The sequence below is a fragment of the Pseudomonas sp. G3-19 genome, from assembly GCF_054855875.1.
Window position 1 is genome coordinate 3,056,081 of record NZ_JBMPIQ010000003.1, and the last position, 14,375, is coordinate 3,070,455.

At 59.1% G+C, this 14,375-nt stretch carries 15 protein-coding genes; 6 read left to right on the forward strand and 9 right to left on the reverse strand.

Annotated elements, in window-relative coordinates:
- The first annotated feature begins 77 nt into the window (after positions 1–77).
- From ACOYXI_RS13985 to ACOYXI_RS13995, 3 genes are all read left to right on the forward strand, one after another.
- Positions 78–983, forward strand: a complete 906-nt coding sequence (locus tag ACOYXI_RS13985; RefSeq protein WP_134787282.1) for a LysR family transcriptional regulator — start codon at positions 78–80, stop codon at positions 981–983.
- 53 nt (positions 984–1,036) lie between these two features.
- Complete coding sequence (locus ACOYXI_RS13990) at positions 1,037–1,441, forward strand: GNAT family N-acetyltransferase (RefSeq protein ID WP_134787283.1); 405 nt, start codon at positions 1,037–1,039, stop codon at positions 1,439–1,441.
- A gap of 61 nt (positions 1,442–1,502) precedes the next feature.
- Positions 1,503–2,018: a hypothetical protein gene (locus tag ACOYXI_RS13995; protein WP_098965502.1), complete on the forward strand. Its 516-nt coding sequence runs from the start codon at positions 1,503–1,505 to the stop codon at positions 2,016–2,018.
- Position 2,019: 1 nt separating this feature from the next.
- Here ACOYXI_RS13995 and msrA read toward each other — a convergent pair whose 3' ends face one another.
- From msrA to msrB, 3 genes are read right to left on the reverse strand one after another with little or no spacing between them, the layout of a single operon-like run.
- Positions 2,020–2,724 carry a peptide-methionine (S)-S-oxide reductase MsrA gene (msrA, locus tag ACOYXI_RS14000; protein WP_134787284.1) on the reverse strand — a complete coding sequence of 235 codons (705 nt, stop codon included), beginning with the start codon at positions 2,722–2,724 and terminating at the stop codon, positions 2,020–2,022.
- Between the two features lie 15 nt (positions 2,725–2,739).
- A complete protein-coding gene (locus tag ACOYXI_RS14005; protein WP_134787285.1) occupies positions 2,740–4,515 on the reverse strand; it encodes a cytochrome c biogenesis protein DipZ in 1,776 nt (591 codons plus the stop codon).
- Between the two features lie 43 nt (positions 4,516–4,558).
- Positions 4,559–5,077, reverse strand: a complete 519-nt coding sequence (msrB, locus tag ACOYXI_RS14010) for a peptide-methionine (R)-S-oxide reductase MsrB (protein ID WP_096795498.1) — start codon at positions 5,075–5,077, stop codon at positions 4,559–4,561.
- A gap of 151 nt (positions 5,078–5,228) precedes the next feature.
- Between msrB and ACOYXI_RS14015 the strand changes: the two genes are divergently transcribed.
- The 3 genes from ACOYXI_RS14015 to ACOYXI_RS14025 all read left to right on the forward strand — a co-directional run bounded on the left by ACOYXI_RS14015 (position 5,229) and on the right by ACOYXI_RS14025 (position 8,277).
- Entirely contained in the window at positions 5,229–5,939 is a 711-nt protein-coding gene (locus ACOYXI_RS14015; RefSeq protein WP_027612158.1) for a response regulator transcription factor, read from the forward strand.
- On the forward strand, positions 5,936–7,456 hold the full coding sequence (locus ACOYXI_RS14020) for a sensor histidine kinase (RefSeq protein WP_461674976.1): 1,521 nt from the start codon (positions 5,936–5,938) through the stop codon (positions 7,454–7,456). The genes ACOYXI_RS14015 and ACOYXI_RS14020 overlap by 4 nt, the downstream gene beginning before the upstream one ends.
- A gap of 119 nt (positions 7,457–7,575) precedes the next feature.
- Positions 7,576–8,277: a hypothetical protein gene (locus ACOYXI_RS14025; protein ID WP_139054206.1), complete on the forward strand. Its 702-nt coding sequence runs from the start codon at positions 7,576–7,578 to the stop codon at positions 8,275–8,277.
- Between the two features lie 67 nt (positions 8,278–8,344).
- On the opposite strand, the gene ACOYXI_RS14030 is transcribed toward ACOYXI_RS14025, so the two are convergent.
- The 6 genes from ACOYXI_RS14030 to cyoA all read right to left on the reverse strand — a co-directional run bounded on the left by ACOYXI_RS14030 (position 8,345) and on the right by cyoA (position 13,980).
- Positions 8,345–8,836 (reverse strand): RidA family protein, encoded by a 492-nt coding sequence (locus ACOYXI_RS14030; RefSeq protein ID WP_461674977.1) that lies wholly within the window; start codon positions 8,834–8,836, stop codon positions 8,345–8,347.
- A gap of 311 nt (positions 8,837–9,147) precedes the next feature.
- Positions 9,148–10,035: a heme o synthase gene (gene cyoE, locus ACOYXI_RS14035; protein ID WP_003227980.1), complete on the reverse strand. Its 888-nt coding sequence runs from the start codon at positions 10,033–10,035 to the stop codon at positions 9,148–9,150.
- A gap of 10 nt (positions 10,036–10,045) precedes the next feature.
- Positions 10,046–10,381 (reverse strand): cytochrome o ubiquinol oxidase subunit IV, encoded by a 336-nt coding sequence (gene cyoD, locus ACOYXI_RS14040; protein ID WP_003227981.1) that lies wholly within the window; start codon positions 10,379–10,381, stop codon positions 10,046–10,048.
- Positions 10,381–11,004 (reverse strand): cytochrome o ubiquinol oxidase subunit III, encoded by a 624-nt coding sequence (cyoC, locus tag ACOYXI_RS14045; protein WP_003227982.1) that lies wholly within the window; start codon positions 11,002–11,004, stop codon positions 10,381–10,383. Before cyoC ends, cyoD begins: the two co-directional genes overlap by 1 nt.
- A gap of 3 nt (positions 11,005–11,007) precedes the next feature.
- A complete protein-coding gene (gene cyoB, locus ACOYXI_RS14050; protein ID WP_007968380.1) occupies positions 11,008–13,035 on the reverse strand; it encodes a cytochrome o ubiquinol oxidase subunit I in 2,028 nt (675 codons plus the stop codon).
- 3 nt (positions 13,036–13,038) lie between these two features.
- Positions 13,039–13,980 (reverse strand): ubiquinol oxidase subunit II, encoded by a 942-nt coding sequence (gene cyoA / locus ACOYXI_RS14055; protein ID WP_027612162.1) that lies wholly within the window; start codon positions 13,978–13,980, stop codon positions 13,039–13,041.
- Between the last annotated feature and the right edge of the window lie 395 nt (positions 13,981–14,375).

Consider the following 14,375-nt stretch of genomic DNA (forward strand, 5'->3'; position numbering starts at 1 on the left):
TGTGTTTGCAGTATGGTTAGCCACCAGAACTGGATAAACTCGGTAAAACTTCAATCATTTAAAAGCAGAGCTTGATAATGGACCTGTTGCAGGCAATGAGCGTCTACGTGAAGGTTGTAGAAGCCGGGAGCATGACGGCGGCCGCGTTGCAGTGCGAAATGTCCACGACCATGGTCGGAAATCACCTGCGCGCACTGGAGCAACGGCTCGGCGTGCAATTGTTGCAGCGCACCACCCGCCGGCAGCGGCTTACCGAGTTCGGCAACGTGTACTACCAGCGCTGTCTGGACGTTCTGGGTCTGGTGGCCGACTCCGAACGCTTGGCCGAACAGGCCCTAGACGAGCCACGCGGCCTGTTGCGCATCACCGCGCCGCTGACCTTTGGTGTCGAACGCCTGGCCCCAGCGCTCAGTGAATTTTCCCTGCAATACCCGCAGGTGAAAATGGATGTGGTGCTGACCAACCGCCGCCCGGATCTGCTGGAAAGCGGCCTCGACGTAGCGTTTCGGCTGGGACATTTCGAGCAGTCGAACCTGATCGCCCGGCCGCTGATCGACTACACCCTGACCGTGTGCGCTTCGCCGGCTTACGTCGCCCGACGCGGCATGCCGATCACCCCGGAAGACCTGCAACAACACGACTGCCTGTCGTTCGCCTACCCTGCCGGCGACGACTGGCAATCGGTGGAAAAACGCTGGCGCCTCAGCGGCCCGGACGGCGAGATTCTGGTCGACGTCAGCGGCCCGATGCTGATGAACACCTCCGCCGGCCTTCATCAGGCAGCACGCACCGGCATGGGCATCGTCATGCTGCCGGATGCGCTGGTGGAACAGGATCTGCGCGACGGCAAACTGGTGACGGTGATACCCGATTACCAGCCACCGAGCCGCCCTTTGCATTTGCTCTATGCCCCGGATCGTTATCGTTTGCCCAAGCTGCGGCGCTTCGTCGAATTCGCAATGCAAACCTGGGGCAGATCCTGACTCAATTGCTATCGACTACGCTCCGGTGATTGCCGACAAGGATGCTGTTATCGATGAGAAACGACCTTACCGTACGCGATCTGTTGCCCGACGAAGTGGAGCCAGTTCGGCTGTTTCTCGGCCTACATGGCTGGGGACACCGAACAGGCTCCAGCGACTACTTCACTCAACTGATCGAAAACTCGCAACGCACTGCCATCGCACTGAGCGGCGAAAAAATCATCGGTTTTGCCCGAGGCATCACCGATGGTTTGTCCAACGGTTATCTGTCGATGGTCGTAGTTGATGGCCAGCATCGGCGCGCCGGCGTCGGGCGCGCACTGGTCGAGCATGTCATGGGGGACAACCCCGAGATCACTTGGGTACTACGCGCCGGGCGCGAAGGTGCGGAGGCGTTTTTTGCCAGTTTGGGGTTTGAAACATCGGTAATTGCCATGGAGCGACCGCGCTTGAAATAACCGCCGCCGAACATGGCAACCGCTATGATTCATCTTCTCTTTCAAGCACGGACGCCAATTGATGCTGATCACTCTGCAAAACACCCCTCTGTGGGTTTATGCGGTTTTCCTGGTACTCGTTTATTTCGGGATCAAGGCTCGCACGCCCAGCCCCAAGAGCCGTTTAGCAATGCTGGTCACGCCACCAGTGTTAATAGCCTGGTCTCTCTTCTCAATAAATCTGACGCTTAACCCAGTCCTGTCCCTCAGCTGCTGGATTGGCGCCCTCTTGCTGGGCGGCGTTACGGCATGGCTAATGTTTTCGGCGCAATACGTGACGCTTGATGATTCGCAAACAGGACTGATCTTGCCCGGCACTTGGAAAGTGTTGATGTTGTACCTGCTGTTTTTTGCCGTGAATTACTACTTCGGTTATCAGGATGACGTGCATCCGGAGCAAGCCTCTGCTCTGGATACGCTGCTGTTCAAAGCTGCAGCGTCAGGTTTCGTCTGTGGGTTGATTGGCACTCGTTCGCTGAAGTACTACCGGTTGCTGCGCTTGCTTCAGGCGCAACGCCCGGGCTTGACCGCGCAATAAATCAGGAGCCGTTTTTCACCAACACCGGCTTCTCCTGATAACGCTGCGCGAACAACTGCTTCAACTGCGCGACCTTGGGCATGTCGTTGATCACGATGTACGGATAGCTTGGGTGTTCGGTGAGGAAATCCTGATGATAGTCCTCCGCCGGGTAGAAGCCGTTGTAGGTTTCCAGTTGGGTGACGATCGGTTTGCTGTAGGCATGCTCGGCGTCGAGTTGGGCGATGTAGGCCTGGGCCACGCGTTGCTGGTCGGCGTTGACCGGGAACAGCGCCGAACGATATTGCGTGCCGCTGTCGGGCCCCTGGCGGTTGAGTTCGGTCGGGTTGTGGGCCACCGAAAAGTAGATCTGCAGCAGGCTGCCGTAGCTGACTTGCGTCGGATCGAAGGTGACTTGTACTGACTCGGCATGACCGGTGTCGCCCTCGCTGACCCGCTCATATTCCGCCGTGTTCGCCGCACCGCCGGCATAACCGGAAACGGCTTTCTGCACACCTTTGACGTGTTGGAAAACCCCTTGCACGCCCCAGAAACAACCACCGGCGAATACCGCCGTTTCACTGTGCGCCTGAGTGGTTTCGTCGAGGGCTGGCGGCGGGATGACCACCGCGTCCTCGGCGCCGAAAGAGAACGCCGAGCACTGACCGATCACACCGGCCATGGCGACGCCGAGCAATGCACGGCGCCAGTTGTTTTGAGCTTTCATGTTGCGCACTCCCGATCAGCCGAAGGTGAAGGCGTAAGCCGATACGCCCGGGTCAAGAAATTCGATGGTGAAGGTCCGGTCCTTCACCTCGTCGGTTTGCCGCACCAATTGGTACAAGCGCTGTTCGGTCACGCGGCCGCTGCCATCCGCGGCGACATCGACACCGTGGGCGTCACCCGGCGCCTGCCCGTCAATCGACACGTTGAAACGCACCGGTTTGCCATCCGCACCCGGGCCCAGCACCAGATGCAGATCGCGGGCGTGGAAGCGGTAGACGATGCGACTGGCCGGCGCGCTGGCGGTGGCCTGCTCGGCACCGACGGCCCACTGGCCGCCAAGGCTCCAGTCATTCAAAGCCAGGTTGGCGGGTGGGTTATAGGTCGCGACCTTGTCAGGCACCAGCCCGGTTTCCGGTACGAAATGTTCCGCACGCTGGTAGCCGACGTAGGTTTCCGGTGACAGCACCTGATTCATGTCCGGCGCCTGTTGCACGCCTTGGGCATCGGCGTTGATCAAGCCGTCGGCGACGGTTTTCGCCCCGGCCTCACGCAGCAACTGCTGTATGACCCGTTCCGATTCGGCGTAATCCCCTTCGCCAAAATGGTGGTAACGAATCCGTCCTTGAGCATCGGCAAAATAATGCGCCGGCCAGTATTCGTTGTTGAAAGCACGCCAGATTTTGTAGTCGTTATCGATGGCGACCGGATAGTTGATACCCAGCTCCTTCATGGCTTTAGTGACATTGCCGACATCGCGCTCGAAAGCGAATTCCGGGGCGTGCACGCCAATCACTACCAGGCCTTGATCGCGGTACTTTTCCGCCCAGGCTTTGACGTATGGCAAGGTGCGCAGGCAGTTGATGCAGGAGTAGGTCCAGAAATCCACCAGCACCACTTTGCCCTTCAATGCCTGGGCATCGAGCGGTGGCGAATTGAGCCATTGCACGGCGCCATTGAGCGGCGGCAACTGGCCTTCGACCGGTAGTGTTCCCGGTGCCTTGTCGGCAACTTTCATCGCCCCGCCGGCAGCAGGAATCTGCGCCATCATGGTTCCGTTGCCCGTCGGCGATTTGCTGGTCAGCTTGCCCACCAGTGCCTGTTCAATCCCGCCCGTGGACGCCGTCGACAACCGCGCCAGCAACCCGGTGTCGAGGCCCAGCGCAATCGCTGCGACACCCGCGAGCATCGCCGCCCCCAACCCGCGCCGGATCCACTCCCCCGTACCGATCGAGCGCTTCATCAACGCAAAGACCTTACTGCCCAGCAGCAGCGCCGCCGCCAGTGAAGTCGCGGCGCCCGCCGCGTAGGCGAGCAACAACAGCGTGGTGGCGATGCTTGCCCCTTGCAGCGCGGCGCCGGTCAGAATCAAACCGAGGATGGGCCCGGCGCACGGTGCCCAGAGCAGACCCGTGGCGACGCCAATCAGAAACGAGGCGCCGGGACGCGGACGATTGTCCTGGCCCGCGGCTTCGGACAGCCGACTGCCGGCCGACACCAGCGGCCGCGTCAGGCGCTCGGCGAGACGCGGCAGCAGCAGCGTCAGCCCGAACAGTGCAACGAACAGCAACGCGAGCCAGCGACCGAACTGATTGACTTGCACCACCCAACCGCCGCCCACCGCCGCCAGCGTGGCGACTAAGGCGAAGGTAAGCGCCATCCCGGCCAATAGCGGCAAGCCACTCTTGATAAACGGCTGCCCGGTGCGAGCGAAGACAAAAGGCAGAACAGGCAGGATGCACGGACTGACGATCGTCAGCACACCGCCCAGATAAGCGAGAACCAAGAGCCACATGGTGTCGTCCTGTAGAAAGTGAACATCGAAAAATGGCCATGGCTCATGCCGCCACGGGTTTGAACGTCATCGCCAGGCCATTCATGCAATAGCGCAGGCCGGTGGGTTTCGGGCCGTCGTCGAACACATGTCCCAAGTGCCCGCCGCAGCGTCGGCAGTGCACTTCATTGCGTGACATACCGAACGATCGGTCCTGACGCGTGGCCACCGCATGTTCCAACGGTGCCCAGAAACTCGGCCAGCCCGTGCGGCTGTCGAACTTGGTCGCCGATGAAAACAGCGCCAGATCACAACCCGCGCAGGCGAATGTGCCGTTGCGATGCTCGTCGTTGAGCGGGCTGGTATAGGCCCGTTCGGTGCCTTCTTCGCGCAGGATGGCGTACTGCTCGTCCGAGAGCAGCGAGTGCCATTCACTGTCGCTGTGGCTCACCTCGAAAACCTCATCGGCATGGGCTTGCTCGATCAGTGCGGAGCCCGAGGAAAATTTTGGCAATACACCCGCCACCAGAGCTGCAACCCCCAGCCCGCCGCTCGCTACGAGAATCTGTCGCCGTGAAAACATGGCCGTCTCCAAAAATTCCAGGTGCCTGTCATGGAACACAGCCTAGGCTTGGGTTGATCGCCAAATCCTCACGGGAAGTTAACGAATTCGTGATAACTCGCTCCGAGGAAAACCCGCACAATGCGCTCACTGCGCCGAAGGATTGAGCTTGATGGAATTAACCAGACGCATCCTCGTGGTCGAGGATGACCAGCACATCGCCGACTTGATTTGCCTGCACCTGCGCGATGAGCATTACGATGTCGTGCACTGCGCCGACGGCGACGAAGGCATGCGCCTGTTGCAGCAAGGGCAATGGGATGCACTGATCCTCGACCTGATGCTGCCGGGGGTCGACGGCCTGGAAATCTGCCGCCGCGCCCGGGCGATGGCGCGCTACACGCCGATCATCATCACCAGCGCGCGCTCCAGCGAATTGCACCGCATTCTGGGTCTGGAACTGGGGGCTGACGATTACCTCGCCAAACCGTTTTCAATGCTGGAACTGGTGGCTCGGGTCAAAGCCTTGCTGCGCCGGGTCGACGCCATGGCGCGCAACCTGAAAATGGACGCCGGCAGCCTCAGCCTCGATGGCCTGAGCATCGACCCGATCACCCGCGACGTCGCCCTCAACGGCGCGCGACTGGACCTCACTCCGCGAGAGTTCGACTTGCTGTATTTCTTCGCCCGACAGCCGGGCAAGGTGTTCTCACGCATGGACCTGCTCAACGCGGTGTGGGGCTACAGCCACGAGGGTTATGAACACACGGTGAACACCCACATCAATCGCCTGCGGGCGAAAATCGAAAGCGATCCGGCGCAACCGACACGCATCCTCACTGTGTGGGGTCGCGGCTATAAATTCGGCACGGAACAACCATGAGACTGAACCTGTCGCAGCGCCTGTCGCTGGTGTTCGCCGTTTTGCTGCTGGTGTGCTGCGGCACCTCGGCATGGCTGCAGGTGCGCTCCAGCAAGATGCATGAACTGGAAGTGGTGCAAGGCCTGTCGCGGGACCTGGCACAGCACATCGCCCATGACACGGTGCTGATGGACAGCAATGGCCTGATGCCCGGCGCCGTGCGCGAACTGTTCAGCAAGCTGATGCTGGTCAACCCGAGTGTCGAGGTGTACCTGCTCGACCCCGAGGGACGGATTGTCGGCAATGCGGCGCCGGAAGGACATCTGCGCCGGGAGACGGTTGATCTGGCGCCGATCCGCCGGCTGCTCGATGACCAGCCGTTGCCGATCCTCGGCGATGACCCGCGAAGTGCCGACGGGCGCAAGGTCTTCAGTGCCGCGCCGTTACGGGTCAACGGCAAGCCCGCCGGTTATCTGTACGTAGTGTTGCTCAGTGAAGAACACGATCGTTTCGCCGAACGTGGCGCGACCAGTGCCGCGCTCAACACTGCATTGCTGTCGATCGGACTGGTCGCATTGCTATGCCTGATCGCCGGTCTCACGGCGTTCAACCTGATCACCCGGCCACTACGCCGATTGACCGAAACCGTCAGCCGCTTCGACATTGATGGCGCGCCGCAACCTCTGCCTGCACCGTCAGCGACTGTGGATAAAAGCGCTGACCCGGATGAAATCGCCGTACTCGATGGCGCCTTCCGGCAGATGCAAAACCGACTGGGTGATCAGTGGCGCTCGTTGACCCGCCAGGATCAGGAGCGCCGCGAACTGGTGGCGAACATTTCTCACGACCTGCGCACACCGCTGGCCTCGTTGCACGGCTATCTGGAAACCCTGTCACTCAAGGACGCCACACTCACCGCCGAAGAACGCCGGCGTTATCTGGGCATTGCCCTCGATCAAAGCCGCAAGGTCGGCGGGTTGGCGCAATCGCTGCTGGAGCTGGTACGTCTGGAGCACGGTTTCGTGCAGCCGGTACTGGAGCGCTTCTCGCTGATCGATCTGCTGCAGGACATTTTCCAGAAATTCGAACTGGCCGCCGAAGCACGCCACGTCGAACTCAAGGCCAGCTTCGGGCCGAACCTGCCGACGGTGTGCGCCGACCTTGGGTTGATCGAACGGGTGCTGACCAACCTGGTGGATAACGCTTTGCGCTATACGCCTGCGGGCGGTGAAATCGAGCTGGATTTGAAATCCCAGGGCGCACTGGTGGAAGTCACCGTCAGCGACACCGGCCCCGGCATCGCTCCGGATCTGCGCGAAGGTCTGTTCCTGCGTCCGTTCAATATTGGCGGCGCGCGGCGTGACGGTGGACTGGGCCTGCGGATCGTCCACCGCATCCTGCAACTGCACGGGCGTGAGATTCAGTTGATCGATGTCGCCGGGCGCGGCGCGACTTTCCGCTTCACGCTGCCGACCGATCAGCAAACCGCTGAACAGTGGATGGTGCGCTCGATGAACCTGAACACGCCGGACAAATAATCCGCACCACCGGACTGTTGTTCCGTGACAACGCCGCCCCGCTCCCCTAAATTAACCGGCCTGAAAAAGACCTCGCGCTTTCTCGTTTCCACTCAAGTTAAAAAAGTAGTGAAATTTCAATGTCCGATTTCAACACCGCTGAATCCGTAGTCACCGAATCGTCCAAAGCGGAATACGAAAACTCCATCAATCTTTCACAACACCTTCCACAAGCCAAAATCATCAGCGAGATGGTGCTGGATGCTTTCCAGTCGACCCGCGAAAGCGACCAGATTCGCGAGCTGCGCGCCGCGATCCGTCAGGCGCACGACAGCTTCGATGACGACAAGGCCTACGAGCTGATGGGCCAGCTCAAGGCGCTGAAAGACGCCGAGGCCGCCGACATCGCCGCCCTCGAAGACCTGAGCAGCAAGTTTTCAATCGGCCGCATCCTGTCCTGCTTCAAGGACGATCCGGCGTTCCAGGAAATCGTTTACGGCCTCGCGCTCAAAGTGCTGAATCAGACCCACCAGGCGATCAGCAACCCGAGCGGCGGCAAGAGCAAGGCTGCCAAGAAGAAAGAACTGGAAATCTTCACCATCAGCAAGGACGGCAGCAGCGTAACGCTGCCGCTGCGCACGCCGCGTTCGCGTCTGAACGTTGACCGTGAAGCGCTGGAGTTCCTCGGTTTCACCTTCATCGGTGAAGGCGAAGAAGCCGAGTTGGAGGGCGAGACCTTCATCGACAACGCCGGCACCGAACACGCGATCAACCGCAAGAACATCATCACCGCCCTGCAACAGCAAACCGCGTTCGATGGTTACAGCATCGCCGCGCAGTAATCCCGGCGCCGACAAAAAAGCCCCGCTCTGAGATTCAGGCGGGGCTTTTTGTTGGGCGGCGCGGCGATCAGACTTCCGACTGCACCGCCGCGATCATGTCGACTTCAATCGCGGCGTTCTTCGGCAACTGATAGACACCGACCGCAGTGCGAGTGTGCCGGCCGGCATCGCCGAGCACATGGCTGAACACGTCCGATGCGCCGTTTGCCACCTCGCTCAGGTCAACGAAGTCCGGGGTCGACTTCACATACACCGTAACCCGCAACAACGCCCGAATCTTGTCCAGCGAACCCACCGCATCGACAATCAGCGCCAGGCAGCGCATGGCACTGATGCTCGCGGCGGCCTGGGCGTCCTTGATGGTCAACTCCAACCCCACGCGACCGGGATACAGAATCCTGCCATTGACCCGCGGCACCATGCCGCTGATGTACAACTCATCGCGATGCCGGATCAGCGGCGCGTAATTGCCGCCGGCGGTGTTTTCGCCATAGATGTCGTAGTTCAGCTCTTGTGCCAGGGCAATGAAGCGTTCGTCGCAGGTCATCCTCTCAGTCATTTCGCCCAACCTTTTGATCGATGCATAAAGAATCGCGGAGTGGAACAGTTGAGCGCCGAAAAAGTGGCATGGCGCTATCACTGAAGACTGGATCCAAATCTAGGTGTTTTGCCAGTACTGCGCAACCTTCGAAATCGGCGGCGCACGCCATCGCGAGCAGGCTCGCTCCCACATTTGATTGGCGTCGTTCACAAATCCCCTGTGGGAGCGAGCCTGCTCGCGATGGTGTCACCTCGATTCAGCATAATTTACCCAACAAAAAACCCCGCACATCTCTCAATGTGCGAGGTTTTTCGTAAAGCCATCCAGCCTTACGGCGCGTACGTCAGCAGCAGCTCGGCGGGCACCTTGAAGTCCAGGGACATCATGACGCTCAGGGCGGTGATGGTGAAGATCGAGAACACGAACAGCTTGCGTGCCCAGACCGTGTCATCCACCGCCTTGTAGCCGGTCCAGGCCATGTACAACCAGTACATGCCCATGGCCGCGGCGACCGCGAGGTAGCTCATGCCGGCGTAACCGCTGAAGGTCAGCATCAAGGTCGCCACGAGGAACGCCAGGATGTAGAGCAGGATGTGCTTCTTGGCCACTTCGATTCCGCGCTTGACGGGCAGCACCGGAATCGATGCGGCCAGGTAGTCGTTGAAACGGAAGATCGCGATGGCGTAGGAATGCGGCATCTGCCACAGGCTGAACATCACCAGCAGGGTCAGTGCGGCCATGTCGAAGCTGTTGGTTACGGCAACGTAACCGATCACTGGCGGCATGGCGCCCGACAGACTGCCCACCAGCGTGCCGTGCACCGACTTGCGCTTGAGGTACAGGCTGTAGAAGCCGACGTAGATGATGAAGCCGATTACCGCGAACAGGGCGGCCAACGGGTTGGCCACCTTGTACAACAAGGCAACGCCGAGAACACCCAGGATGGTCGCGTAGACCAGGGCCAGTTTCAGGGAGATCAAGCCCTGCACCAGCACCCGGTTCTTGGTGCGTTCCATCTTCAGGTCGATGTCGCGGTCGATGCAGTTGTTGAACACGCAACCGGAGGCCACAACCAGGGATGTGCCGATCATGGCGGCCAGGAACACCGCCAGATCTACATGCCCTTTCGAGGCCAGGAAGAACCCGCCTGCCACAGAAAGCACGTTACCGAAAATGATCCCCGGTTTGGTGATTTGGATAAAGTGCTTGAGCGACATCGGGTCTACCTCACTTCGCCATCATGTACGTGTGGATGCTGAACATGATCCACAGCGACAGGCCAACCAGCAGCAGGATCACGATGGCCGTAAAGACAAACGCGATCACGTTGTTACGTTGTGCAATCGAACGGTCCAGGTGCAGGAAGTAGTACAGGTGAACGATCACCTGGATTACCGCGAACAGCAGGACGATTGCCAGCGTGGTCGACTTCGGCAAGGTCGGGAACATCACCAGGCCGAACGGGATGGCAGTCAGGATCACCGACAGGATGAAGCCGATGGCGTACGACTTTACGCTGCCGTGGCCAGCATCATGGCTGTCATGGGAGTGTGCATTAGCCATTACAGAGTCCCCATCAGGTAAACAACGGTGAATACGCAGATCCACACCACGTCCAGGAAGTGCCAGAACAGGCTCAGGCAGCTCAGACGGGTCTTGTTGGTCGCCGTCAGGCCGTGCTTGTTGACCTGGTACATCATGATGCCCATCCAGATCAGACCCGCAGATACGTGCAGACCGTGGGTACCGACCAGGGTGAAGAACGCCGACAGGAAGCCCGAACGGCTAGGACCGAAGCCCTCGGAGATCAGCAGGTGGAACTCGTTGATCTCCATGGCGATGAAGCCTGCGCCGAGCAGGAAGGTCATGAACAACCAGCCCAGAACCTGCTGCTTCTTGCCTTTGTACAACGCCAGCATGGCGAAGCCGTAGGTGATCGAACTGAACAACAGCAGAGCGGTTTCGCCCAGCACGTATGGCAGTTCGAAAATGTCGTGGCCCGACGGGCCACCGGCGACGTTGTTTACCAGTACTGCGTACACCGCGAAGATCGACGCAAACAGAATGCAGTCGGTCATCAGGTAGAGCCAGAAACCGTATACGGTCATCTCGCCCGAGTCGTGGTGATGGTCATCGTGCCCATGGTCACCATGGGCGTGTCCAACATTGGTCACTAAGTTCGACATGGTTTAAGCCTGTTCCAACGAGGTTACACGGGTGGCATTGGCCGGGATTTTCCCTGCCGCGACCAGACGCTTGTGCTGCTCGGCTTCGATGCGCTCGATCGTTTCAACCGGAACCATGTAGCCCTGGTCGTCACGTGCGGCGTGGATCACGAAGTAGATGACAGTGCCGGCCAGGCTGGCGATCGCCAACCACCAGATGTGCCAGATCATCGCGAAACCGAAGACGGTCAGCAGTGCGCCCATCACCACGCCAGTGGCGGTGTTGTTTGGCATGTGGATCGGCTCGTACTTGGCCGGAGCCTGGTACGCAGTACCGTTTTCCTTGGCTTCGGTGAACGGGTCGATGCAGTCAGCCTTAGGCAGCACAGCGAAGTTGTAGAACGGAGGTGGCGACGAGGTCGACCATTCCAGAGTGTGGGCATTCCACGGGTCACCGTGTTCGCACATGTTCTCTGGCTTGTTGCGGTCACGCACACTGACGTACAGCTGGATCAGTTGGCAGGCGATACCGACAGCGATCATCACCGCACCGAACATGGCAACGTACAGGTACGGTACCCACTCAGGGTTGGTGGTGGCGTTCAGACGACGGGTCATGCCCATGAAGCCCAGTGCATAGAGCGGCATGAACGCGACGAAGAAGCCCGAGATCCAGAACCAGAACGCTGCTTTACCCCAGCCTTCGTGCAGCTTGAAGCCGAACGCTTTCGGGAAGTAGAAGCCGAAACCTGCGATGTAGCCGAATACCGCGCCGCCGATGATCACGTTGTGGAAGTGCGCGATCACGAACAGGCTGTTGTGCAGAACGAAGTCAGCACCCGGGATGGCCAGCAGTACGCCGGTCATGCCGCCGATGGCGAAGGTCACCATGAAGCCCAGGGTCCACAGAACCTGGCTGGTGAAGCGCAGACGGCCCTGGTAGATGGTGAACAGCCAGTTGAACAGTTTCACACCCGTCGGGATGGAAATCAGCATCGTCGCCAGACCGAAGAAGGCGTTGACGCTGGCACCCGAACCCATGGTGAAGAAGTGGTGCAGCCAAACCATGAAGCCCAGTACCGAGATCGCGCCCGAAGCGTAGATCATCGAGTGGTGGCCGAACAGTTTCTTGCCGGTGAACGCCGAGATCACTTCCGAGAAGATGCCGAATGCCGGCAGGATCAGGATGTAAACCTCAGGGTGGCCCCAGGCCCAGAACAGGTTGACGTACATCATTGGATTGCCACCAAGTTCATTGGTGAAAATGTGGAAATCCATGTAACGGTCGAGGGTCAGCAGTGCCAGGGTAGCGGTCAGGATCGGGAACGAAGCCACGATCAGGACGTTAGCCCAGGTGCAGGTCCAGGTGAAGATCGGCATGTCCATCAGTTTCATGCCAGGGGTACGCATTTTCAGCACGGTGGCGAGGAAGTTGACCCCCGTCAGCGTCGTGCCTAACCCGGATAGCTGTAGCGCCCAGATGTAGTAGTCCATACCCACGCCAGGGCTGTACTGCAGACCCGACAGCGGCGGATAGGCAACCCAACCAGTCTTGGCGAATTCGCCGACACCCAGCGACAGGTTGATCAGCACAACGCCGGACACCAGCAGCCAGAAGCTCAGGGAGTTCAGGAACGGGAAGGCAACGTCACGCGCGCCGATCTGCAGCGGCACTGCAAGGTTCATCAGGCCGGTGAAGAATGGCATCGCCATGAAGATGATCATGATCACACCGTGAGCGGTGAAGATCTGGTCATAGTGTTCAGGCGGCAGGTAGCCAGGCGAACCCTCGGTGGCCATGGCCAGCTGGGTACGCATCATGATGGCGTCGGCAAAGCCACGCAGCAGCATGACCATGGCAACGATGATGTACATCACACCGATTTTCTTGTGGTCGACCGACGTCAGCCATTCGGTCCACAAGTAGGTCCACTTCTTGAAGTAGGTGATTGCAGCGAACAACGCCAGACCACCGAGCGCGATCATCGAGATGGTGACCATCACGATCGGCTCGTGGAAAGGGATCGCTTCCCAACTTAATTTACCAAACATCGTTTACTCCTCTGCCCCGGCAGCTGAATGCGAATTCGAGTCCATGTCCGTTGCCGCCACTTCTTTCTCTTTCTTCTCGTGCTTCAGCGGCTTGCCCGGTTTCATGCCTTCGTACTTGTCGACGATGGTCTGGAACAGGTTCGGCGTGACCGAGGAGTAGAGCTCGACTGGATTGTTCTGGCTTGGCTTGGCAAGGGCTGCATATTCAGCTTGTTCAAGCTGTTTAGGTGCCTTTTTGACTTCACTTACCCAGGCGTCGAAATCTTCCTGAGAAGTTGCGATCGCTTTGAATTTCATACCGGTGAAACCAGCGCCGCTGTAGTTGGCGGAGATACCGTCCATTTCAGCGTTGCGGTCAGCGATCAGGTGCAGCTTGGTGGTCATGCCCGCCATCGCGTAGATCTGGCCGCCCAGGCCCGGGATGAAGAACGAGTTCATCACGGCGTCGGAGGTGATCCGGAAGTTGACCGGAGTGTGCGCCGGGAACACGATCTTGTTGACCGTGGCAATGCCTTGTTCCGGGTAGATGAACAGCCACTTCCAGTCCAGCGCAACGACTTCGATGGTCACCGGCTTGACGTCGGATTCAATCGGACGGTACGGGTCCAGTTTGTGGGTCGAAATGTAGGTGATGTAACCCAGGGCGATGATGATCAGAACCGGGATGGTCCAGACCGCCACTTCGATTTTGGTCGAGTGCGACCATTTCGGGGTGTAGACGGCATCCTTGTTGGACGCGCGGTACTTCCAGGCGAACAGGAAGGTCATGACGATAACCGGCACAACGACCAACAGCATCAGCAGCGTGGCGGTGATGATCAGGTTGCGCTGTTCCAGGCCGACCTGGCCCGTTGGATTGAGCAGGGTCATGTTGCAGCCTCCCAGCAACAACGTGCCGAGCAGCGGCACTAGGCCTAGTAATCTGGGGTACCTGTTTTTACTCATCTCACGACCTCTAAAGCAGCTTGCGCAATGCAGTTGGGTTTTGATCGCCAACACTTCACCCTGCCAAGGGTTGGCATTTTCTTTGGATTGAATAAGGGCCGCCCGTCGCGCGTCAGACGCTCGACAAAACCATGGACAGCGGTCAGTTCTTATTCGAATTCGTGGTCAAAGGCCTTGTTACAGACCAATTCCATTTGGTGCGGAAAGTTGGAAGGCACCGACACCTGGGTGTCGCAAAAGCCTTTCGGCCCGCTCGACACCCGACTTCCTGTCCAGTTCCTTAATAAAGGCTGAACAGTGCCGGGAATTCAGTGCGGGCGATTGTAGATAGGTAGCGCCCTATACACCATGTCTTATCCCGAAATAATTTTTATCGCTCAGAGCAACAATCCATC